22 protein-coding genes are annotated in these 22,302 nt (G+C 72.0%); 10 read left to right on the top strand and 12 right to left on the bottom strand.

The features are described 5' to 3' along the window. Nucleotides 1-129 precede the first annotated feature (129 nt). The gene (locus AC4OXY_RS08710) at nt 130-1,935 is read left to right on the top strand and encodes an alkaline phosphatase family protein (RefSeq protein ID WP_491993604.1); all 1,806 of its coding nucleotides are present in this window, start codon (nt 130-132) and stop codon (nt 1,933-1,935) included. A gap of 118 nt (nt 1,936-2,053) precedes the next feature. On the opposite strand, the gene AC4OXY_RS08705 is transcribed toward AC4OXY_RS08710, so the two are convergent. Then, entirely contained in the window at nt 2,054-2,725 is a 672-nt protein-coding gene (locus AC4OXY_RS08705; RefSeq protein ID WP_356023951.1) for a response regulator, read from the bottom strand. Continuing rightward, on the bottom strand, nt 2,722-3,963 hold the full coding sequence (locus tag AC4OXY_RS08700; protein ID WP_491993603.1) for a sensor histidine kinase: 1,242 nt from the start codon (nt 3,961-3,963) through the stop codon (nt 2,722-2,724). Before AC4OXY_RS08700 ends, AC4OXY_RS08705 begins: the two co-directional genes overlap by 4 nt. A gap of 137 nt (nt 3,964-4,100) precedes the next feature. Between AC4OXY_RS08700 and AC4OXY_RS08695 the strand changes: the two genes are divergently transcribed. After that, complete coding sequence (locus tag AC4OXY_RS08695) at nt 4,101-5,681, top strand: nitrilase-related carbon-nitrogen hydrolase (RefSeq protein WP_491993602.1); 1,581 nt, start codon at nt 4,101-4,103, stop codon at nt 5,679-5,681. Nucleotides 5,682-5,685: 4 nt separating this feature from the next. Here the strand turns inward: AC4OXY_RS08695 and AC4OXY_RS08690 are convergent, their stop codons facing one another. Next, the gene (locus AC4OXY_RS08690; RefSeq protein WP_491993601.1) at nt 5,686-6,489 is read right to left on the bottom strand and encodes a serine hydrolase; all 804 of its coding nucleotides are present in this window, start codon (nt 6,487-6,489) and stop codon (nt 5,686-5,688) included. Nucleotides 6,490-6,704: 215 nt separating this feature from the next. Between AC4OXY_RS08690 and AC4OXY_RS08685 the strand changes: the two genes are divergently transcribed. The 3 genes from AC4OXY_RS08685 (at nt 6,705) to AC4OXY_RS08675 (ending at nt 9,468) form a co-directional block, all read left to right on the top strand. Then, nucleotides 6,705-7,742: a permease gene (locus tag AC4OXY_RS08685; RefSeq protein WP_376288098.1), complete on the top strand. Its 1,038-nt coding sequence runs from the start codon at nt 6,705-6,707 to the stop codon at nt 7,740-7,742. Beyond that, nucleotides 7,739-8,518 (top strand): TIGR03943 family putative permease subunit, encoded by a 780-nt coding sequence (locus tag AC4OXY_RS08680; RefSeq protein ID WP_402068552.1) that lies wholly within the window; start codon nt 7,739-7,741, stop codon nt 8,516-8,518. The genes AC4OXY_RS08685 and AC4OXY_RS08680 overlap by 4 nt, the downstream gene beginning before the upstream one ends. Before the next feature lie 347 nt (nt 8,519-8,865). Beyond that, nucleotides 8,866-9,468 carry an Rv1733c family protein gene (locus tag AC4OXY_RS08675; protein WP_491993600.1) on the top strand — a complete coding sequence of 201 codons (603 nt, stop codon included), beginning with the start codon at nt 8,866-8,868 and terminating at the stop codon, nt 9,466-9,468. 461 nt (nt 9,469-9,929) lie between these two features. Here AC4OXY_RS08675 and AC4OXY_RS08670 read toward each other — a convergent pair whose 3' ends face one another. From AC4OXY_RS08670 to AC4OXY_RS08660, 3 genes are all read right to left on the bottom strand, one after another. Then, nucleotides 9,930-10,862 (bottom strand): M56 family metallopeptidase, encoded by a 933-nt coding sequence (locus tag AC4OXY_RS08670; protein WP_491993599.1) that lies wholly within the window; start codon nt 10,860-10,862, stop codon nt 9,930-9,932. Nucleotides 10,863-10,895: 33 nt separating this feature from the next. Continuing rightward, nucleotides 10,896-11,279: a BlaI/MecI/CopY family transcriptional regulator gene (locus AC4OXY_RS08665; RefSeq protein ID WP_491993598.1), complete on the bottom strand. Its 384-nt coding sequence runs from the start codon at nt 11,277-11,279 to the stop codon at nt 10,896-10,898. A gap of 152 nt (nt 11,280-11,431) precedes the next feature. Then, nucleotides 11,432-11,698, bottom strand: a complete 267-nt coding sequence (locus AC4OXY_RS08660; protein WP_071376074.1) for a GlsB/YeaQ/YmgE family stress response membrane protein — start codon at nt 11,696-11,698, stop codon at nt 11,432-11,434. Between the two features lie 201 nt (nt 11,699-11,899). On the opposite strand from AC4OXY_RS08660, the gene AC4OXY_RS08655 reads away from it, so the two are divergent. The 4 genes from AC4OXY_RS08655 (at nt 11,900) to tatA (ending at nt 15,867) form a co-directional block, all read left to right on the top strand. Continuing rightward, a complete protein-coding gene (locus AC4OXY_RS08655; RefSeq protein WP_491993597.1) occupies nt 11,900-13,027 on the top strand; it encodes a TerD family protein in 1,128 nt (375 codons plus the stop codon). A 91-nt stretch (nt 13,028-13,118) separates the two neighbouring features. After that, a complete protein-coding gene (locus tag AC4OXY_RS08650) occupies nt 13,119-13,511 on the top strand; it encodes an ArsR/SmtB family transcription factor (protein WP_362822168.1) in 393 nt (130 codons plus the stop codon). A gap of 359 nt (nt 13,512-13,870) precedes the next feature. After that, the gene (locus AC4OXY_RS08645; protein ID WP_491993596.1) at nt 13,871-15,577 is read left to right on the top strand and encodes an LCP family protein; all 1,707 of its coding nucleotides are present in this window, start codon (nt 13,871-13,873) and stop codon (nt 15,575-15,577) included. An 83-nt stretch (nt 15,578-15,660) separates the two neighbouring features. Beyond that, nucleotides 15,661-15,867 (top strand): Sec-independent protein translocase subunit TatA, encoded by a 207-nt coding sequence (gene tatA / locus AC4OXY_RS08640; RefSeq protein WP_356023979.1) that lies wholly within the window; start codon nt 15,661-15,663, stop codon nt 15,865-15,867. A gap of 20 nt (nt 15,868-15,887) precedes the next feature. Here tatA and AC4OXY_RS08635 read toward each other — a convergent pair whose 3' ends face one another. Then, nucleotides 15,888-16,121, bottom strand: coding sequence for a hypothetical protein (locus tag AC4OXY_RS08635; protein ID WP_356023981.1), 234 nt, complete (start codon nt 16,119-16,121; stop codon nt 15,888-15,890). A 60-nt stretch (nt 16,122-16,181) separates the two neighbouring features. Further along, entirely contained in the window at nt 16,182-16,352 is a 171-nt protein-coding gene (locus tag AC4OXY_RS08630; RefSeq protein ID WP_356023983.1) for a twin-arginine translocase TatA/TatE family subunit, read from the bottom strand. Between the two features lie 233 nt (nt 16,353-16,585). On the opposite strand from AC4OXY_RS08630, the gene AC4OXY_RS08625 reads away from it, so the two are divergent. After that, nucleotides 16,586-17,650 (top strand): LacI family DNA-binding transcriptional regulator, encoded by a 1,065-nt coding sequence (locus tag AC4OXY_RS08625; RefSeq protein WP_356024270.1) that lies wholly within the window; start codon nt 16,586-16,588, stop codon nt 17,648-17,650. Here AC4OXY_RS08625 and AC4OXY_RS08620 read toward each other — a convergent pair. Genes AC4OXY_RS08620 through AC4OXY_RS08605 form a run of 4 tightly spaced genes read right to left on the bottom strand, consistent with a single transcriptional unit; the run spans nt 17,613 to nt 22,217 of the window. Beyond that, nucleotides 17,613-18,998, bottom strand: coding sequence for a glycoside hydrolase family 32 protein (locus AC4OXY_RS08620; protein WP_362822843.1), 1,386 nt, complete (start codon nt 18,996-18,998; stop codon nt 17,613-17,615). The genes AC4OXY_RS08625 and AC4OXY_RS08620 overlap by 38 nt on opposite strands. Then, nucleotides 18,995-19,849: a carbohydrate ABC transporter permease gene (locus AC4OXY_RS08615; RefSeq protein WP_362822844.1), complete on the bottom strand. Its 855-nt coding sequence runs from the start codon at nt 19,847-19,849 to the stop codon at nt 18,995-18,997. Before AC4OXY_RS08615 ends, AC4OXY_RS08620 begins: the two co-directional genes overlap by 4 nt. Before the next feature lie 14 nt (nt 19,850-19,863). After that, complete coding sequence (locus AC4OXY_RS08610; RefSeq protein WP_376288105.1) at nt 19,864-20,811, bottom strand: carbohydrate ABC transporter permease; 948 nt, start codon at nt 20,809-20,811, stop codon at nt 19,864-19,866. After that, on the bottom strand, nt 20,808-22,217 hold the full coding sequence (locus AC4OXY_RS08605) for an extracellular solute-binding protein (protein WP_491993595.1): 1,410 nt from the start codon (nt 22,215-22,217) through the stop codon (nt 20,808-20,810). The genes AC4OXY_RS08610 and AC4OXY_RS08605 overlap by 4 nt, the downstream gene beginning before the upstream one ends. Between the last annotated feature and the right edge of the window lie 85 nt (nt 22,218-22,302).

Below are 22,302 nucleotides of genomic sequence, written 5' to 3'. Positions count from 1 at the left end.
GTCAAGTTTGGTCGTGGTTCTTCCGCTCGACAGCGGCGGCCACTACTCATGTCCCGTTCGATGCGCACAGTCAGGCCGTGCGGCCCCAGCCGTGCACGGCGATCTCACGAACGGGACGAGGTACTACGCATGCGACTGCGCTGGAGATCCCTCGGCGGGCTGCTCGCCCTCCTCGGCGCACTGATCGTCTCCGCCCCCGCACCCGCGCAGGCGGCCGGGAACAGCGGCAACCTCATCGTCAACGGCGATGCGGAGAGCGGTGGTTACTGCACCGGTGACTGGTCGGCCGCCACGACGGTGCCCGGCTGGACCACCGAGGCCGGCGGCCCGGACGTCATGTGCCACAGCGTCGCCTCCTTCGGCCTGCCCGGCGACGGCCAGGCACCCGGCACGGCCTTCTTCGGCCCGGGCAACCTCGGCGACGGAGCGATGACCCAGACCGTCGACGTCCGCTCGGCCGCCTCGGCCATCGACGCGGGCGCGGTGCACTACGACCTGTCCGGCTGGCTCGGCGGCTGGACCACCTACGGCGGGTACGTCGCGGTGAGCCTGCACTTCCACGACGGCGCCGGTCACCCCCTCGGCACCCCCGCCAAGCTGCCGACGGTCTCCGCCTCCGACCGCGGCCTCACCACCGAGTTCCTCGCCCGCAGCACCACGGGCGCGGTCCCCGCCGGCACCCGGTCCGTGCAGGTGGAGGTGCAGTTCCTGTCGACGTCCCACGAGACCGGCTACCTCGACAACCTCTCCCTCACCCTGGACACCCCGGTCGCCCCGCCCGCCCCGCTCGCGCCGCCCGTCTCCAAGGTCCCGGGCTACGACCACGTGTTCACGGTCATGATGGAGAACACTGACTACTCCGAGGTCATGAACGACCCCGCGGACACGCCGTACATGCACAGCCTCATGGCCCAGGGCGCCACGCTCACCGACCACCACGCCGTCTACCACCCGAGCGACGAGAACTACCTCGCCGTCGCCGGCGGCGACACCTACGCCCGGGGCGCCACGTACTTCCCGAACATCAACTCCCCCGAGCGCAACCTCGGCGACACCGTCGAGGCGGCCGGCAAGACCTGGAAGGCCTACGAGCAGGGCATGGGCACGCCCTGCAACACCAAGAACAACAACGACAGTTACTACCAGCCCGACGACGCGCCCTTCATCAACTACACCGACGTCAGCGGCAACGCGTCGCGCTGCGCGGCCCACCTGTTCGACACCACGCAGCTGACCACCGACCTGAAGTCCGCCGCCACCACGCCGAACTTCTCCTGGATCGCCGCCGACGACTACTACGACGGCGAGGCCTCCGGCAACGGCAGCGCCACCAGCCTGAAGACCCAGGACGGCTGGCTGAAGCAGACCCTCGCCCCGGTCCTCGCCTCCCCGGCCTGGACCCAGGACCGCTCGCTGCTCATCCTGACCTGGGACGAGAGCCAGAACGAGGGCTACGACCACGTGGCCACCACCCTCGTCGGCTCCCAGGGCACGGTCCCGGCCGGCACCAGCAGCCCGGCCCACTATGACCACTACGGCATCGCCCGCACCATCGAGGCCGCCCTCGGCCTGCCCGGCCTGACCGCCAACGACACCTACGCCACCCCGCTCAACGCCGCGTTCGCCCCGTCCACCGCGACCACGCCGACGCTCACCGCCGGCCTGAACGCGGTCACGTCCGGCGGCAACGTCACTTTCCGCTACGCGGTGCCGTCGGCGGCCCAGGCGAACGCCAAGAACTGGATCGGCGTCTACCCGGCGGGCGTCACCCCGGGCACGCAGTCGTCCCGCACCTGGGCCTACGCCCCGAACGCCAGTGGCGCCCTGGCCTTCTCCACCGGCTCGTTCGGCGGCGCGGGGACGTACGACGTGTACTACCTCGCCGACGACGGCTACACGGTCCTCGCCGGACCGTTCACCGTGACCGTCGGCTGACCCGGCCGCGCCGTACCGGGCGCGCACCGCACCCCGGCCCGTCCGGTGCGCGGTGCGCGCTCCTCGCGTCACCGGCCCGGGGAGCCGGCCACGCGGGTCGGCCCGGCCGTGGTGGGGGTCAGGCGAGCCCCGCCCGGTGGGCGTACAGGGCCGCCTGGACCCGGTTCTCCAGGCCCAGCCGGGTCAGGATGCGGTTGACCCGGCTCTTCACCGTCGCCTCGCTCAGGCCCAGGTCCGCCGCGATCCGGGCGTTGGACAGACCGCGCGCGACCAGCACCAGGACCTGGACCTCGCGCTCGGTCAGCATGACGTCCGCAGGGCCGGGCGCGGGCGCCGTCGGCAGGAGCGCGGGCGGCAGCGCCGTGACGGTGTCGATCAGGCGCCGGGCGACGGTGGGGGCGAGGACCGGCTCGCCCGCGGCCGCCGCGCGCAGCGCCTCCGCGAGCTGCTCGGGCCGGCTGTTCTTCAGCAGGAAGCCGACGGCCCCGGCACGCAGGGCCGCGTGCACGTACTCGTCCAGGTCGAAGGTGGTCAGCACCAGCACACGCGGCACCGGCCCCGGACCCGGCCATTCCCGCACGATCCGCCCGGTCGCCTCGACACCGGTCGTGCCCGGCATCCGTACGTCCATCAGCACCACGTCCGGGCGCAGGGCCACGGCCTGGGCGACGGCCTGCTCGCCGTCGCCCGCCTCCCCGACGACCGACAGCCCCTCGCGCCGGTCGATGACGAGCCGCAGCGCGGTCCGCACGATCTCCTGGTCGTCCACGACGAGCACCCGTACGGTCATCGGCGCTCCCGCGAGCCGGAGGGCTGCGCCGCCCGGGGCGCCCGCGCGCACAGGACGGCGCGCAGCCGCCAGCCGCCGTCGGGGCGCGGGCCCGCGTCCAGCTCGCCGTCGAAGGCCGCCACGCGCTCCCGCATCCCGACGAGTCCCCGCCCGGCGCCGGGCACCGGCCGGTGCTCCGGGCCCGGCGGATCGTTCTCGACCTCGACCGTGAGCCGCGTGTCGTCACCGCGCACGGCGATCCGCACGACGACCGGGCCGGCGTGCTTGACCGCGTTGGTCAGCGCCTCCTGGACGATCCGGTAGGCCGAGACCTGCATCCCGGCGGGCGGCGCCGCGCTCACCTCGACGTCGCAGCCGACGCGGCAGCCCGCCGAGGCCGCGACGCCGACGAGCCGGTCGAGACCGTCCAGGGACGGTTCGGGCGCGAGTTCGTGTGCGCCCTCGCCGAAGGACAGCAGCCCGAGCAGCCGCCGCATCTCGGTGAGCGCCGTGTCGGCGGTGCGCGCGATGACCCCGACGCCGTGCGCGGCCTCCTCCCGCTGGAGCGGACCGGAGGTGAGCACGTCCTCGGCGGCCCGTGCCTGGAGGGCGATGGCGCTGACGTGATGGGCGACGACGTCGTGGAGATCGCGGGCGATACGGGCGCGCTCGGTGAGCACGGCCTGCCGGGCGTTGAGCTCCTGTTCGGCCGCGAGCCTTCGGTTCAGCTCGCGCAGCCGGGCCGCGTCCGCGTCGATCCGGCGCCGTCCGTGGCCCAGCAGCCAGGCCAGCGCGAAGAAGAACACGAACGTCGTGACACTGATCGGCTCCAGCGAGCCGAGGCGCGGCGGCTCCCAGTGCCCGGACAGGGCGTCCGTGACGGCCGCGGAGAGGAGGCTGAGCAGTGCGAGCGGCCCGCTCACCGAAGCGCGCGCGTACCGGGCCACGGCGTAGACGCCGAGCATCAGCAGGAAGGGCCCCGGCACCTTCGACGGAATGGGGCCGAGCGCCTGGAACAGGACGTACAGCCCCGTCATCGCGACGAGCACGGCACGCGGCGCCGTCCGCCGCCACAGCAGCGGCACGGTCTGCGCGCCCCACAGCGCCACACCCCAGCCGGGCGGCTCGGGCGACCTGTGCAGCACCGTGGCCATGTCGAACAGCGTGAGCCCCCCGACCCACACGGCGTCCGTCAGCCGCGGTCGGGCGGCGAGCCGGCGTTGCACGGCTCGGGGCAGGGCGTTCACCTGGGCACTCATCTCGATCCGTCAGGCTAGACGACCCGGGGGCGGCCCGGATCCTCCCTCGGGCGCGCATCGAAAGATGCGTCGGCAGGCCCCAGGATCGACACCGGGCCCGATCCGCGGCCGGGCCGTCCCGCCCTAGCGTCCCCGCCATGACGAACGACCTGACGAACGACCCGGCGCGCAGCATGACGGACACAGCCGTACAGAACCTGCCCCTCCCGGCGACCGCACGGCCGACCCGTTCCCGCGGGCACACCTGGCCCCTGCTCCCGCTCGGCACCGCCGCGATGCTCTTCGCGGTCGGCGGCCGGTGGGACATCGCGGTCGCCGCCTGGATCTTCCCCATCCTGCTGCTGCGCTTCACCCGGCTGAGCCGCACCTGGCCGGGAGCGCTGTGGATCTGGGCGGCGCACTGCGCGGCCGCCGTCTTCTGGGTCCAGGAGTCGGCGATCGGCTTCAACGCCGTGGTGTTCGCCGGCGCCGTGGCCCTGGCCGCCCTCCAGACCCTGCCGTTCCTCGCCGACCGGCTGCTGACACCCCGGCTGCGTCCGGTGCCGGCGAGTCTGGTCTTCCCGGCCGGTGTCGCCGCCGCCGAGTTCCTGGTCACCGTGGTGTCCCCGTTCGGCACGGCGTACGGCTCGCTGGCCGTCACCCAGCACGCGGACCTGCCGCTCCTCCAGGTCGTCGCGGTCACCGGCCCCTGGGGCGTCGGATTCCTCGTCGGCTACGTCGCGAGCACCGTCAACCGCCTCTGGGACGGCGCGTCCTGGCGCGGCGCCCTCGGCTGTACGGCCGTGCTGCTGAGCGTCCTGCTCGCGGGCGGCGCCCGGCTCGCCTTCTTCCCGCCCCAGAGCACGACCGTACGCGTCGCGGGCGTCACTGCCGGCCGTACGGTCACCGACGCGCTCAAGACCACGCTCGCCCGGTTCGCCGACCGCCCGGGTGGCGTCGCGGCCGCCCCGGCCGCCGCGGTGCGGCCCGCGATGACGGCGGTCGAGGACGACCTGCTGGCGGCCACCCGCCGGGAGGCCGCCGCAGGCGCGAAGATCGTGATCTGGCCCGAGGAAGCCGTCCGGACCCGGGAGGCCGACGAGACCGCCGCCATCGCCGCAGCGCGGCGGCAGGCCCGCCGCTCCGGCGTCTACCTGGAGATCGGCGTCCGCGTCTACAGCACCGCCGCGCCCGCCCACGGCCGTGACGAGGCGCTCCTCATCGACCCCCGCGGCACGGTGCTCTGGACCTACCAGAAGGCCCACCCCATCCCCGGCTCGGAGACGTTCGAGCCCGGCGACGGGCACGTCCCCGTCGTCCGCACGCCCTACGGCCGCATCGCGAACGTCATCTGCTACGACGCCGACTTCCCGGCCCTGATGCGGGTGCGGGCCGACATCATGCTCGTCCCCTCGCACGACTGGAGGGAGTACGGCGGCGCGCACACCGAGAAGGCGGCGGTGAGCGCCGTCGAGGGCGGCTACGCCCTGGTCCGCCAGGACGCCGAGGGAGTGTCGGCCGCCTACGACGGCGAGGGGCACGTCCTCGCCGCCTCCGACTACTTCGCGACCGACCGGCGGGACCGGCAGACGGTGGTCGCCTACGTCCCGGTGCGCGGCGTCACGACGGTCTACGACCGCATCGGGGACACCTTCGCCTGGCTCTGCCTGGCCACGCTCGCGGCGCTCACGGCGACCGCCGTCGTCCGGCCCCGGCGCCCGGCACGGGGCGTCCGCTGAGCCGTTACGCGACCGCCCCGCGGGCCGTCTGCTCCACCAGGGAGACGCCCTCGGCCATGGAGGCGCTGCCGTTCGACAGGACCGCGACGAGGTACCGGTGTCCGTTCACGGTGACCTGCCCGACGCTGTTGACGTCCCAGAGACCGGACGTGGTGCGCTGGAGCCAGCCGTTCTTCAGCGCGTGCCGGGAGCCGACGGCCGAGACGCCCCATTTCTGCTCGGGCACCACCTGGCTCATCAGGGTGTTGATGTAGGCCCGGGACCCGGCGTTCAGCGCGGTGGCGCCGGTCTTCACCGCCGTGTCGTCTCCATCGCCGTCGAACACGGCGCGCAGCAGCCGTATCTGATCGCTCGCGGTGGTCCGGGTCAGCCCCCACTTGCCGCCGGGGCCGCTGGTCGTCGAGGTCAGCCCCAGCCGCTTGTTGGCCGCCGCCAGCCCGTCGGCCTGCCCGATCCGCCGCCACAGGGCGTCGGCCGCGACGTTGTCGCTCTGCTTGATCATCGGCTCGGCGTGCGCGCGCTCCTGCGCGGTGAGTCCCCGGCCCGCGTCCTGTGCCTGGAGCAGCAGGGCCGCGAGGATGTCGACCTTGACGATGCTGGCGGTGTCGTACGCGGTGTCCTCGCCGTGCACGACGGGCGCGTGGCCGGTGCCGTCCAGGTCGAGCACGGCGGCGGTGGCGTGGGCCGGCGTCCCGGCGGGCGAGGAGGCCGCCGACGCCGGGGCCGGATGCAGCGCAGCGGTGGTCACGAGGGTCGCGGCCGCGGCCAGCACAAGACCGGTCCGGGCGCGGATGGTGAGGGACGGCATGGCCCGGAACGTATCCAGAACGGGCACCGGACGACATGACAGCCGTCACCGTCACCCCGTTTCACGGTGAATTGTGAGGAGAGCCACCGGACATGCCGCATGGGCCCCCAAGGGGCGGAATGCGGCGTGCGGACCGGCCGAACGGCGGCGTGTACGCGCGGCCGGGCGGCGCCCCTCGCCTATCGTCGGCCGGACAACCGACATCCGGAGTGAAGATGGAAAAAACGGATGAAATGGTTGGTGTGGCCGAGGGTGTGGCGGTCGTCTCCGTCGAACCATCCCTGCGCCGCATCCGGCCCTGGCCGCACGGCGCCGTCCTCGCGATCGCGGCCGCAGCCGCGGCCGTGCTCCTCCTCGTCGGCACCCAGTGGCTGGACCGGCCCGCCGTCCAGGCCTGGCGCACCGTCTGCCTCGCCATCACCGTCCAGGCGCTCCCCTTCCTTCTCCTCGGCACCGCGCTGTCCGGCGCCATCAACGCCTTCGTACCGGCCGAGCTGTTCACCAGGGTCCTGCCCAGGCGGCCCGCCCTCGCCGTGCCGGTGGCCGGGGTCGCGGGCGCGGTGCTGCCGGGCTGCGAGTGCGCCTCCGTGCCCGTAGCCAACAGCCTGATCCGGCGCGGTGTCACCCCGGCCGCCGCCTTCGCCTTCCTGCTCTCCGCACCCGCGATCAACCCCGTGGTGCTGACCGCCACCGCCGTCGCCTTCCCGGGCAGCCCCGCGATGGTCGCCGCCCGGCTGCTCGCCTCCCTCGCCACCGCCGCCGTGATGGGCTGGCTGTGGCTCTGGCTGGGCAAGGAACGGTGGCTGCGCCCCGTACTGCGGCACGGGCACACCGGCCACCGGCACGGCAGCAGCCGCTGGAACGAGTTCCGGCTCGGCTTCCAGCACGACTTCCTGCACGCCGGGGGCTTCCTGGTGCTCGGCGCCATGGCCGCCGCCACCTTCAACGTCGCGGTGCCGCGCTCCGTCCTCGACACCTTCTCCGGCTCGCCCTGGCTGTCGGTGCTCTTCCTGGCCGGGCTCGCCGTGCTCCTGGCGGTCTGCTCGGAGGCCGACGCGTTCGTCGCCGCCTCGCTCGCCGGGTTCTCGCCGACCGCCCGGCTGGCGTTCATGGTGGTCGGCCCGATGGTCGACCTCAAGCTCATCGCCCTCCAGGCGGGCACCTTCGGGCGCGCCTTCGCCTGGCGGTTCTCCACGGCCACCACCGTGGTGGCGGTCGCCGCGAGCGTCCTGATCGGAGGCGCCCTGCTGTGAGACGCCCCGTACAGACCCTGCTGCTGACCCTGACCGGCATCGGCCTGCTCCACACGGCCCTGTTCACCGACATCTACCTGCGCTACGTCAAGGCCGGCCTGCACCCCCTGCTGATCGTCTCCGGGGCGGTCCTGCTGCTGCTCGGCCTGGCCTCGGCGGCCCTCGGGGACGGCCGGGACCAGACGTACGACGACGAGCCCGGCCAGGGACCCGCCTCCGACCACGGCCCTGAACACGGCCATGAACACGGTCACGACCACTCCGGCGCCCCGCGCGTCGCCTGGCTGCTCTTCCTCCCGGCGCTCAGCCTGCTCTTCTACGCCCCGCCCGCCCTCGGCGCGTACACCGCGGCCCGCTCGAACGCCAAGCCGGTCAGTGCGCAGAAGAAAGGATTCGCTCCGCTGCCCGCGACCTCACCCCTGCCGCTCACCCTCACGGACTTCACCCGGCGCGTCCAGCAGGACCGCAGCCTGGCCATCAGGAACCACGCCGTGCGGCTCACGGGGTTCGTCACCCCGGCCGAGGACGACGACGGCTGGTACCTGACCCGCATCATCTTCACGTGCTGCGCCGCCGACTCCCAGACCGTCAAGGTCCGCGTGTACGGCACCGAGGCACCGCCCGCCGACACATGGCTCGCGGTGACCGGGACCTGGCATCCCCGGGGCACCCTCGGCACGAGCACGGCAGAGGCGGCACTCGACGTCACGGACGCCCGCCCCATCGCCCAGCCGGTCAACGCCTACACCGACGACCTGCCGCTCACCCCGTCGTAGCCCGGCGCGCGGCGTCGTGCGTGGCCCATGCCCTGCCGCACCGCCCAGGGATCCGGCCGGGCGCGGATGCGGGACAGCTCCCCGGGATCGGCGACGAGACTGCTGCGGTGCACCGGTGTCTCGGCACGTCATGGGCGGAGCGGCACCGCGGGGGATCGGTGCCGCTCCTGAGTCCACCGTGGCCCCTCGCCCACGGCTTCGGACAGTGCCTTGAGTCCCTTCCCGGGGGCCGGACGTCCCGATGGCGCGGATCTTTTGCGCTCTCGCCCCGCCGCGATCCGCAATGAGGTGCACGATGGAGTCGTGACACCCGCCGCTCGCCCGGCGGTGGAGAGGAGGCGGTGACGATGGCCCGGACACCTCCCACGACGGTCACACCGGTACGGCTGTGGCGGTGGCGGAGCAACCCGCTGCGGCGGCACAGCGATGTCGTCGAGGCCTGGATCATCCTCACGACCTGGGTGTTCGCCATCCTCTGCGGCGCCGTCGCGGGCCTCGCGGCGGCCCACAACGCCGACGCGGCGTTCTCCGCCCGGCGGGCCCACGTGCACGCGGTCCACGCCGTGATCACCGATGACGCGGCCCGGCCCACCGCCTCCGGCACCGGCTACGACGACGGACGGGTCTGGGCCGCCGTGCGCTGGACGGACGCGCACGGCGCGGTGCACACCGACCGCGCGAAGATCGTCCCCGGCGCCCCCGCCGGCTCCCGGATCACGGTCTGGACGAACAGCGCGAACCGGGTCGTGTCCCCACCGGTCACCGGCGCCGCGGCCGACCTCCAGGCGGCCCTCACCGGCGCCCTCGTCGCCCCGACGGCCGGCGCGGCGGTCTGGGTCGTGGGGTGGGGTGTCCGCACCCGGCTCATCCGGCGTCGCATGGCCGAGTGGGACGAGGAGTGGAAGCACATAGGACCGCGGTGGGGCAACCTCAGCGGCGGCCGGGGCTGACCGTACGCCCGCACGTCCGCACGCCTGTACGTCGTTGCTGGCATCCCGGCGCGACAGGGCGGGAAGGGCCACCCGCTTCTCGTGGGTCCGGATTGCGCGGTGCACGGTTCCCGACCGCTTCTCCGCGTCTGTCTCGGTCCTTCCCGCCACTACCAGCACACCACGGAAACCGCTCGCCCACCAGGGGTGCCGGGGCCCGTCCGACGGCCGGACCCGTCGGTGTCACCCGCACGGGTCGTTCCGCCGTCTCCCGGCCGCCCGAGGCCCGGGTACGGCTGCCCCGCGAGGTCGGGCGTGGCCGGCTGTCCGGACCTGGCGCGACGGCGACCAGGAGATCGGATCGACGTGTTCGAGCAGCACCCGGACCGTCCGGACCTCCTGGAGTTCGGCAACCACGTCCGCGGCGCCGACCACTGCGGTGGACGGCATCCGGGCCTGTGCCGACGGCAGTCGGTCCGTGCTCACAGCGGCGTCGCCGCGCGCAGCAGGAGCAGGAGTGTGACCGCCGAGTTGGCCGAGAACATCGCGGAGAGGGCGGCTCCGGCGGCCGCCGTCCACAGGGCCAGGCCCACCGTCGTGAAGAAGGACGGCCAGGGGCGGCCGCTCGGCGCCGGAGCCAGCAGTGCGGCGACCCGGCGGGGGAGCGGGCCGGGGGCGGCCAGCGCGGCGAGAGCCGGCGCGGGGGTCGGGCGGGAGACGAGCGCGGCGGTGCCGATCGCGCGGGCCACGGCCTTGCGGCTGCCGACCGCCCGGGCCGCCTCCTCGTCCGCCCAGCGCTCGGCGGTGTAGACGACCGCCGTCCGCAGCGGGCGCAGGAACGGGTTGGCGCAGGCGGCGAGTTGGACGAGCAGCAGATGCCGGTGGTGCCGGGCGCGCAGGTGGCTGCGCTCATGGGCGAACAGCGCGCGGCGCTCGCGGGAGGAGAGACAGCCGAGCATCGCCGTCGACACGACGATCCGGTCGCGCGGCCCGCCGGGCAGCGCGTAGGCGTACGGCTGGGCGTCGGGCAGCACGGCGACCTGGGTGGGCGGCAGCCCCCGGAGCGCCGCGTGGGCCCGTCGCCGTACCCGGCGATGGCGCAGCAGGGCGCGGCCGCAGCCGGTGACGACCGCGAGCAGCGCGGGGATGGCGGCCTTGCCCGCGACCTCGTGCCGGGGCACGCTCTCGCGCACCTCGGGGTCCGACCAGCCGTCCGGCAGCGGATTGCCGGGAAGCTGGGCCGTGCCGACCACCATCAGCAGCCCCAGGCACACCGTGCTGCACAGCACCATGACGGTGGACACCCAGGTCAGCAGCACGGTCGCGGTGCGCGGATGGAGGCGCTGCTCGGCCAGGCGCGCGATCGGCCAGGCCGTGAGCGGCAGTACCAGGGGGAGGAAGACGAAGATTCCCATCGTCGCTCGGCTCTCGGCTCTCGGCTCTCGTCCTCAGTCCTCGTCGGTGGCCTGGGCCAGCAGCTCGCGCAGCACTTGTTCGTCACCCTCGGGCAGCGCGGTGATGAAACTGGCCAGCACCGCGCGCCGGTCCTGCTCGCCGTCGAGGACCTTGCGCATCTTCAGCGCGGCCAGCCCGGCCTCGTCCGCGGTGGGCAGCCACACGAACGACCGGCCCTCGCGCCGGCGTGTCACGGCGTGCTTCGCTAGCAGCCGGGCCAGGACGGTCATCACGGTCGTGTAGGCGAGGTCGGCGGCCAGCCGGTCCTGCACCCAGCCTGCGGTCACCGGGCCCCCGGCCTCGTGCAGTGCCGCGAGCACCTGCGTCTCCAGCGCGCCCTGCGCCCTGCGCGGCCGGCGCGGATCCGGGTGCGTCACCCGCTGTCTCCCTTCTGCACGGAGGTCTGCCGGAGGAACGTCACATCGTACCGAGCCGCCGGTCATGGCCGGTTTACGCTCCCGACGGCAGTGTCCCTCGCGTCGCGCCGTCCCGATACTTCTACAGTGTTGTAGATTCGGGAACGCCCGGATCAGTCGCGGGAGTTGCCGAACAGGAGGCGATAGCCGATGAGCAGCACCAGGGAACCGCCGATCGCCGCACCCCAGGTGTAGAGGTCGAAGAAGTGCTTCTCCACCGGGCGGTGGAGGAAGCGGGCGGAGAGCCATCCGCCGATGAACGAGCCGGCGATGCCGATGAGCGTGGTGCCGATGAAGCCGCCCGGGTCGCGGCCCGGCAGGAGCAGTTTGGCGATGGCTCCGGCGGCCAGGCCCAGGATGATCCAGCCGATGATGCCCACGGTGTTGCCTTCCGGTCGGTTGTGTGTTTGCGCAAGCCTAGGGGCGGTTGACGTGAGCACACAGTCGTCGCAGGCCTCTGGTGATGTCCCGTCGAGGTTCTGCTACATGATTAAGACATTGCGCAACTGGGGAACCGGAGGAGTCCCGGCTGCGTTGATCGTGATGGACGCGGGAAGCGCGAGCGGCTGCGGAGGACGTGGATGAGTGTGTCCCTGACCAAGGGCGGCAATGTGTCGCTGGGCAAACAGGCCCCTGGTCTGACTGCTGTGACGGTCGGGCTGGGCTGGCAGGCGAACACGGGGTACGAGCTGGATGCCAGCGCGTTGCTCTGTGACGCCTCGGGTTACGTGCTGTCCGACGAGCACTTCGTCTTCTTCAACAACCTGACCAGCCCTGACGGTTCGGTCCGTCACGGCGGCGCAGGCGGTCGGGCCGCCGGCGACGACCAGCGGATCCAGGTCGATCTGACCCGGGTCCCGGCGCAGGCCGAGAAGATCGTCTTCCTCGTGTCGCTGTACGAGGCCGCGAGCCGGGGCCAGACCTTCGGGCAGGTGCTCCGCGCGCACATCCGCGTCCTCGACCAGGACGGCGGCGCCGAACTCGCCCGCTACGACCTCGCGTCCGGCAGCCTGTCGGCCGAGACCGCCCTGGTCTTCGGCGAGTTGTACCGGCACGGCGCGGACTGGAAGTTCCGCGCGGTCGGCCAGGGGTACGCCTCGGGCCTCGCCGGTATCGCGTCCGACTACGGCGTGACGGTGCTCCGGGAGACATCCCCGAGCCCCGCACCGGCGCCGAACCAGGCACCGGTCGCCATACGAAAACAACCGGGTGCGGCCGCGCCCGCGTCCTCCGCCCCCTCCGGGCCGTCGGTCGCCGCCGCGTCGGCCCCGGCGTTCACCGCATCTCCGCAACCCACCGGGAGTTCCACCGTGACCTGCTTCTTCGACCCCAACCACGGCCCGGGCACGATGACCGTGACCTGGTCCCCGCAGTGGGGTGTGGCCCGCCCCGTCCAGACGTGCGGCGGCTGCGCACAGCGCGTGCAGACCACGGTCCCGCCGTTCTACACCCCGCCCCAGCAGGGCTACCCGCAGCCGGTGCAGCAGGGCTATCCGCAGCAGGGTTACCCCCAGCAGGGCTACCCGCAGCAGGGATACGCGGAGCCGTACGGAGACCGCCACGACCACCAGCAGGGCGGCGGCCGCCGCTTCGGCACCGGTGCGCTCATCGGCGCCGGTGCGGCCGGCCTCATCGGCGGCGCGCTGCTCAACGAGGCGTTCGACGACGACGAACCGGACGTCGAGGTCAACAACTACTACGAGGACTGATCCCGAGGGCCGGCCCCGTTCCCGTCTCCGGTGGCGCACGGCCGCCGGAGACGGACGCCTACACTGGGTGGGCGCATGTGCGTCGGCTGTGATGAGCCAGGGACGGGGACGGGAGAGGACAGTGACGGAGAACGCCGCCGGCTTCGAGGACCCGCCCGCCGAGGTGCTGGCCGAGGCCGCCGCGGCGTTCGGGCTGCTCGCCTCCTCGGCCCGGCTGCATCTGATGTGGGCCCTGTCCCAGGGCGAGAGCGACGTCACGCATCTCGCGGACCGCGTGGGCGGCGCCCTCCCCGCGGTCAGCCAGCACCTGGCGAAGCTGAAGCTCGCCGGCCTCGTCCGCTCCCGCCGCGAGGGCAGACGGCAGGTGTACTACATCGACGACCCCGACGTCGTCACCCTGGTCCGGGTGATGGTCGGTCAGCTCACCGCGCGCACCCAGCATGCCTCCGCCCCCGTCCACCGCCTGCGCGGAATCGGCGGCTGAGGTGAGATATCCGCGAAGTCCCTCTGTAAGAAAAGGGTTTGAGTGACGCGGGTGGGTAATTCGTCCGCTTTTGGCCCGCTATCGCCATCTGTGATGGGTCACACCTGACATCGTTCTTAACCCGGGGGCGTACACTCCGGCTCCCGTACCGACGCAGGTCCGCACGGCGATTCCAAAAGGTGCCCCACCTGTGAATTGAGTGTGTATCCGCGCTGTTCGGGCCACAGGTTTGTTAGATTGCGCAACCACGCAAGCAAGGCGGAACGGCAGTCTTCCGCCCGCCTTTACACCGCCGCGCAGGTCTGGCCGTACACCCCTCGGCCGGGACTGACGGGCCCGACCGTTCATGGGAGTGGGAGATGAGCGACCCGTGGGACGGCCCCGCCGGCCAGGCCACGCGGAGCCGTAACGCACGGGTTCCCGGACAGCGCGCAGCCGAGGCCGACGGAGCACGTCAGCAGGGCGGCAGGGCCGCGGCCCGGGCGGCCGCCCGCTCACGCGCCGGCAAGCGCGGGCGCCGGGCCCGTCAGGCGGGGCGCGGGAAACGGGCGCTGAAGATCATCGGCATCGGCATGTCGACCCTCATCGTGGTCACGGCCGGTGCGGGCTGGTGGTTCTACGAGCACCTGAACGGCAACATCCACAGCCTCTCGCTCGACGGCAAGGGCGGCTCCGAGAAGGCCGACGCCTTCGGCCGCACTCCGATCAACATCCTGGTCATGGGCTCCGACGGGCGCACCAGCGCGGCCGACTGCAAGCTGGGCGGCGGCTGTTCGCAGACCGGCGTGCAGACCGGCAGCAACGCGGACGTGGAGATGGTGCTGCACATATCCGCCGACCGCTCCAACGCCACGGTGATGAGCATCCCCCGCGACACCATGACCAAGGTGCCCGCCTGCACGGACAGCGAGAGCAAGCAGTCCACCAACGGCTACTACGGCCAGATCAACAGCGCGCTGCAGTACGGCCCCGCCTGTCAGGTGGCCACCGTCCACCAGCTCACGGGCATCCCGATCGACCACTTCGTCAAGCTCGACTTCTCCGGCGTGGTGAAGATGTCGGACGCGATCGGCGGCGTCTCCGTCTGCGTCAATGACAACGTCTACGACACGTACTCGCACCTGAAGCTGTCCAAGGGCGACCACACCCTCAAGGGTGTCGCGGCGCTGGAGTTCGTGCGGTCCCGGCACGGCTTCGGCGACGGCAGCGACCTGGGCCGTACGACGACCCAGCACCTCTTCCTGAGCGCGATGATGCGCAACTTCAAGAGCGCGGGCACGCTCACCGATCCCACGGCGGTCTACGGCCTTGCCGACGCGGCCACCAAGGCGCTGACCGTGGACGACGGTCTGGGCACGGTGAAGAAGCTGATCTCGCTCGCGTCGGACGTGAACAAGGTGCCCACGAAACGCATGACGTTCACGACCATGCAGACCGCCCCCGACCCGAACAACAAGGACCGCCTCGTCGTGGGGCCGGGCGCGCAGACGCTGTTCTCCACGATCGCCGACGACCAGTCCCTGACGACCGGTTCGGGCGGCAAGTCGGCGGCGGCCTCGGCCACGGCGAAGCCCACCGCCTCGGCGGTGCCGGCGGCGCAGATCGCGGTGACGGTGGAGAACGGCACCGCGGTGACCGGCCGCGCCTCGCAGATCGCGACCGCCCTGACCGACCAGGGCTTCAGCTCCGCCACCACCACCGCCAACGCGCCCAGCCCCGCGGCGACGACCACGCTGACGTACGGCAGCGGCGAGAAGGGCGAGGCGCAGACGGCGGCCAAGGCGCTCGGACTGTCCTCCGCGCACCTGCAGCAGGGCACCGGCACGGGCCTGACCCTGGTGATCGGATCGGACTGGCCCACCGGCACCTCCTTCCCCGGCGGCAGCTCCCGGCCCGCGCCCGCCGACACCCACGCCGCCGTCTCCAACGCCCACGCCTCCACCGCCGACGACTCCAAGACCTGCGCCAAGGTCAGCCAGTACAGGACCGTCAGCCTGGGCGGTGTCTCGATGACACCGGCGCAGGCGTACGCCGCGGCACGCAATGTCCCCGACTCCGACTCCTGATCGACGCCGGGGGGACTTGCGCACGGTCGTATAGTTGCGCAAAACGGAAATCTGGAAAACGTATCTGGAGAGGGGCGGGCGTCATGCTGCGCAACGGACTGGAACCCTGGCACCTGCTGATCGTCGCGATCGTCGTCATCGTGCTGTTCGGCTCGAAGAAGCTGCCGGAGGCGGCGCGCGGGCTGGGCAAGTCCATGCGCATCCTCAAGAGCGAGGCCAAAGCCATGAAGGACGACGGTGCGACTCAGTCGGCCACCGCCCCCGTCACCGAGGCGCGGCCGGCCGACTGAGCCACGCCCGCCCGCACCGGTCAGGGACTGGCGACGTCGAAGCCGTACCGCAGGGGCTCGGCGGTTACGCTGTAGTCGCGGCGGTACAGGTACACGGCTTCCGCCCGTACACCGTCGGGGGAGGCGGCCTCCACCTTGCAGGGGTACGTCACCTGGATCACACGGGGCCGGTCGGAGACCTTCATCCGCAGCCCGTCCGCCGGCCCGCCCGCGAGCACGGCGGTCTCCCAACCCGTCACTTCGGTAGTGTCCACGGCGCACAGTTTAGAGGTTGCGCAAGTTTTGATCCGGTGAGCCGGGTCACTCCGGTCTCGTCACCGATGCGTACGGCGCTCCGCTGTGTCCTCGTCCCTCAGCGCCCTGGCCTCGCTCTTGAAGATCCGTGTCGCCTTGCCCGCCGACCGGGTCAGCTCCGGCAGTTTGCGTATGCCGACGATCACGGCCACGACCACCAGGATCACGGCCAGCTCGCTCAAGCCGAACATCAGGACTGCCTCCACGCTCGATCTACAGGTCTGTAGAAGTATCGCCTGCTGGTGATCATCCGACAACCCCGCCGCCCGACCTCCCCGCGCCGCACGGTGTGACCTGGGAGGACGCGGTGTGCGTCGGGCTGCTGATCGCCACGGGACCTCCCTCGACTGTGTTGTACATCGTGCGTCACGGATAGGGTGAGCAGTGATCAACCGGACGGGCGGGGATGAGGGCAGCGCGCGGCATGGGCGGCACGGAGGAGAAGCAGTCGACGGGGTCCGGGCGTCCCACGTCACGGGACGTCGCCCGGCTCGCCGGGGTGTCCCACACCGCTGTCTCCTTCGTGTTCAACGGGCGCGCCGAGGGCAATCTCTCGCCCGCCACCCAGGAGCGGATCCGCCAGGCGGCCGCCCAGCTCGGCTACCGCCCCGACCCCGTGGCCCGCGGCCTGCGCCGCCGTCGTACGGCCGTGATCGGCCTGGTCACCGACGAGATCGCGTCCTCACCCTTCGCGGGCCGGCTGCTGCGCGGCGCGATGGAGACCGCCTGGGACAGCGAGCACCTCGTCCTGACCGTGGACTCCGGCGGCGACCCGGCCAAGGAGGACGCCGCCGTCGCCGAACTCCTCGACCGACGCGTGGACGGCATCATCTACGCCGCCATGTCGCTACGCAGGGTTCGCGTCCCCGAGGGCCTGCACCGCACCCATTCCGTCCTCGCCAACTGCCTGCCCGAGGACGACTCCCTGCCCTCCGTCATCCCCGCCGAACGCGCCGGAGGTCGCACCGCCGCCCGGCTCCTGCTGGAGGAGGGGCACCATCGGGTCGCCGTGGTCGGTGGCCAGGACGACATCGCCTCCGTCGAGCGGCTGCGCGGCTACCGGGACGCCCTGCGCGTCGAGGGGATCACGGTCCCCAAGGAGTGGGTCCTGCGCACCGGGGGCGAGATCTCCGGCGGTTACGAGGGCGCGATGCGGATCCTCGACGGAGCGCCCGCGGATCGCCGCCCGACCGGGATCTTCTGCTACAACGACCGGGTCGCGGCGGGCGTCCTGCACGCCGCGACCGGCCTCGGCATCGCCGTCCCCGCCGATCTGTCGGTGGTCGGCTACGACGACCAGGAGCACATGGCAGAGTTCCTCACCCCGCCCCTGACCACGGTCGCTCTCCCGCACCGCGCGATGGGCGAGGCTGCCGCCCGGCTCCTCCTCGACTCCATCGAAACCGGACGCACCCCGCCGGCCACCACGCGGCGCATCGCCTGCCCGGTGATCAGTCGTGCGTCCGTGGGGCCAGCGCCCATCCCGTGACGGCGGTCGCCGCCCCCGACACGACGAGCTCGGGCACGTCGTCGGGGCGCAGGTAGACACGCTCGGTGACCGTGGCCCGATCGTCGACGAACAGCTCGAACAACGAACCGTCGACGAGCACTCGCAGCCGCCTGCCCGGCGTCCGCACCACGATCGGCGCCGACGCGTCGACAGGCGTGCGCGGCCGGTCACCGCGATCCAGCGTCACGGTGCCTGCGTCCGGGTCCAGCCGCACCGTCACCTCCGCACCGGAGGCGGACCGCAGCAGGCTCACGGTGGTGGGTCCGTGTGCGGTGACGGTGAGGTCGTACGACTGCGGCAGCGGTACCCGGCCGCCCGGTGCGGTGACGAACGGCTCGGGCGCGCGCAGCAGTTCGAGCTCCTTCGCCGGTACGACGCGCAGCGTGCCGTCCGGATGCACGTCCACCTCTCTCGGCGCGGTGAGAACACCGGCCCACCCGGCGAGGTCCACCTCGCCCTGCTCGCGAGCTTCCCAGGACCAGCCCCACATCAGGGCCCGGTCCGGCTCCTGGAGCACGGCGGGCGCGTAGAAGTCCCGCCCGTGGTCGAGCCGGCCGCCGGTCCGTGCCTCGAATCGCAACTCGCCGTCACCGTAAGGATGCAGACGTCCCGTCAGATATCCTGTGGTCCACGGGTCCCCGTCCCACAGCGATACCACGAGCACCCGTTCCCCACTGGCCGTCGCGTACATCTGCGGGCATTCCCAGCCGACGGCCCGATCGCCGAACAACCCGGCCGCCACGGGGTCGTTGCCGTCGAGGAGCACTCCGGCGAACCGCCAGTCGGTCAGGTCGTCGCAGTCGTACAGCAGGACCGACGGTGTGCCGTCGGCGTGTCCTGCACCGACCAGCGCCCATCGCCGCCCGCCGTCGGTGAACACGAACGGGTCGCGGAACATCGCCACGTCGAGGCCGGCCGGCGGACCGGCCGCCACAGGCGTCGGCAGCGGTTTCCAGTCGGTCAGTGTCTCGTCGTCGGGGACCACGGCCCGGGCCAGGCAGATGGAGCCGAGGCCGGCGTGGTGGCGGTCGACGCCGGTGTACACGGCGGTCGGTACGCCGTCGTCGTCGACCACGCAGCCGGACCAGCAGCCGGCCTCGTCCGGGCCGCCGGGTGTCGGGGCGAGCGCGATCGGGTGGTGCTCCCAGTGCGCCAGGTCGGGGCTGGAGGCATGGCCCCAGTGGACGTTCGCGTGCACCGGGGCGTCGGGGTTGTGCTGGTAGAAGAGGTGGTAGCGGTCCCGCCAACGGAACGGACCGTTGGGGTCGTTCGTCCAGCCGGCGGGCGGGCGGACCCTGAAACGCGGTGCGTTGGGGTCATGGTTCAACGGTTGACTCCTGCGGACGTGATGCCCTCGCGCAGAGGACGCTGGCCGACGACGAACACCGCGACGGCGGGAAGCATGGACAGGACGACACCGGCGAGGACGACGGAGATGGAGCCGGTGCCGAGGTTGCCCTGGAGCGAGACCAGGCCCAGGGGCAGTGTGTAGTTCTGGCCGGAGGTCTCCAGGATCAGCGGCCGGAAGAACTCGTTCCAGTGGTAGTTGAAGGCCAGCACGCCGACGATCGCGAGGCCGGGCGCGGCCAGCGGCGCGTACACGGACCGGAAGATCCGCCAGGGCCCGGCGCCGTCCAGCATGGCCGCCTCGCCCAGGTCCTTGGGCATGCCCAGGAAGTACTGGCGCATCAGGAAGGTGCCGAACGCGGTCGGGAAGGCCGGGATGATCAGGCCGAGCAGGGTGTCGGTCAGGCCCATCGACTTCAGCACCAGGAACACCGGCACGATGGTGACCTGCAACGGCACCATCATCGTCGCCAGCACCAGCCCGAACAGGGGCTTCTTGAAACGGAATTCGAGGCGCGCGAACGCATACCCGGCCAGTCCCGCCGTGATCATCTGGCCGATCGCGATCAGCGCCGTCACCAGGGTGGAGTTGAGGGCGAGCAGCCACACGTCGAGCTGGTCGAACACCCCGCGGTACGCGGCGGCCGTGGGATGCATCGGGATGATCTTCGGGGGCAGGTCGAAGGACTGGGCCGGGGTGCGCAGCGAGGTCGACACGGTCCAGATGACCGGGCCGAGGGTCAGCAGCGCACACACGGTCAGGGCGGCGATGCGTGCCCACGGCCCGAGGGTGTACCGGGCGCGGCTCGGGGACAGGGTTGCTTGGCTCAAGGGACTCACCCGGCTCACTGGTAGTGGACGAAACGCCGGCTGAGCCGGAACTGGAGGGCGGTCACCGCCATGATCAGCACGAACAGCAGCACGCCCACCGCGGACGCCTCGCCGAAGCGCAGCTGCTCGAACGCGGTCTCGTAGATGACCATCACGACGGTGCGGGTGGAGTCGCCGGGTCCGCCGTTCGTCAGCACGTACGGCTGCTCGAAGACCTGCAGCGCGTTGATCACGCCGACGACGGTCGCCACCAGCAGCGTCGGCGACAGCAGCGGCAGCGTGATGTGCAGGTGCCCCCGCAGTCCGGTCGCGCCGTCGAGGGAGGCCGCCTCGTGGATCTCCTTGGGGATGTTGTTCAGGCCGCCGACGAACAGCAGGAACGAGAAGCCGAACTGCTGCCAGACGTAGACGATGACCACCGTCGCCATCGCCGAATTCTCGGACGTCAGCCACGGCACCGGGGCGATCCCGACCAGCCCGATCAGCCAGTTCACCACCCCGAAGTCCTGGTTGAACAGGTACTTCATCACTACCGAGATCGATGCGGCGGACAGCACCAGGGGGAAGAAGAACGCCGAGCGGAACACCGAACGCAGCCACATCGGCATCCGCCCGTTCAGCGCGAGCGCCAGTGCCAGCGCGATGAGCAGCTGCAGCGCGACCGCGAACACCATGAACACGAGGGTGTTGCGGAAGGAGACCAGCACGGTCGAATTGCCGAAGACCTCACGGTAGTTGGCGGTCCCGGCGAAGCTGGGGGAGTCGATGACGTTCCAGCGGAACAGGCTGAGCACGACCGAGCCGACGATCGGTACGACCGTGAAGACGACGATGCCGATGATGGTGGGTGCCAGGAAGAGCGTGGCCAGCAGGCGGGTTCCGCGGTCTCGGGGGGAGGTGCGCGGGGCGGGCGACGTACGTGCCGGCGTCCGCACGGGCGTGGTGATCTGAGTGCTCGTCATACCCCACGCTCCATGGCCTTCTCCAGGTCGCCCTGCATCCGGCGCAGCGCGGGCCGCACCGAGCGCGGGGAGGCCAGGGCGGTGCCGGTGTACTTCAGCAGGACCTCGGTCACCTCGGCGACCTGCGGCGGCGCCGGTATCGGCCCGGTGTCGGGGTACTTGTCGAGGGTGTCGTAGAAGACCGGCCAGCGTGCCGGGCCGGTTTCCTTGTAGCGTCCGGCGGTCAGCATCGAACGGCGCGCCGGGGTCGTCTGGTTGGTGTCGAACAGCGCCGTGAGGGTGTCCTTGCGGGCGGCGTACTTGATGAACTCCCAGGCTTCGTCCTGCTTCCTGGAGGTGCGCAGCAGGGCGTAGCCGGCGGCGCCGAACTGCATGCGCTGGGTGCGCCGGCGAGGGAAGTACTGGACGTCGTAGGCGTCGGCCTTCATGCCGGCCAGGTGCAGTCCGCCCGCCCAGAAGCCGCCCGCGGGCGTGACGCCGACGCGGCCGGTGGAGAAGACGCCGACGAGGTTCTGGCCGTTGCCGCCCTCGGGGCGGGTGCAGAGGTTCTCCTGGATGAGGGAGGCGAGATAGTCGTACGCCTCCTCGACGCGGTCGTCCGTGGCCTGCGGGGTCGTCCAGCGGAAGCCGCCGCCGCGGCCGCTGCGTTCGGCGGCCGGATAGAAGGAGTCCCACAGCCAGGCGCCGCCGGGTGCCTTGGACTCGGCGAGGAGGTTGGTGCCGTTGTTGAACAGCCAGGGCACCACGCCGCCCCACAGCCGGTTGGTCCAGAAGTACGGGGTGAACTGGGAGCCGCTGGACTTCTTCATGGCCCGCAGCAGCGCGGTGAAGTCGTCGCGGGTCCAGTCCGGCGCCGGGAAGTCCGCGCCCGCCCGCCGCAGCACCTGCCGGTTGAGGTACATGTCGGCCGCGTTGAACTCGACCGGCAGCTGGTAGAGATGCCCCTCGTACATCATCGACTCCACCAGCGAGGGGTGGACATCGGCGAAGTACTCCTTCAGCTCCGCCGCGTCACGCTTCACCCAGCGGTCCAGCGGGACCCCGAGCCGCTGGGCGAACAGCTGGACGCCCTCGGTGGCGACGTAGACCAGGTCGGGGGCGGTGCCCGCCGCGATCTGGGTGAGGATCTTCGCGAAGAAGTCCGACCAGTCGACGGCCTGCACCGCGTTGATCCGGAGCTTGATGTCCGGGTGCGCTTTCCGGAAGCCCTCGGTGAGCGTGCGGATCGCCTCCGGCCCGTAGGCCGGGCCGAGGGTGGCGACGACGAGCGAGCCGTCGTCGCGGCCGGGTATGTCGGCCCCGGTGAGCCGGTCCCAGCTCGCGGCGGTGCCGGCCAGGGCGGCGGCTCCCGCCCCGTAGGCGCCGTACCGCAGCAGCGTGCGGCGGGTGAGGTGCGAGTCGGTCATCCAACGTGCCTAACTCGTGTTAGATCAGGGTTGATGCCCAGATGATGTGAAGCGCGTCACGGCCGTGTCAAGAGTCGTGAACGCT

The sequence above is a fragment of the Streptomyces sp. HUAS MG56 genome (genome assembly GCF_058673395.1).
Note: the sequence above shows the minus strand (reverse complement) of the source record. Positions and strands in the feature narration are given on the sequence as shown.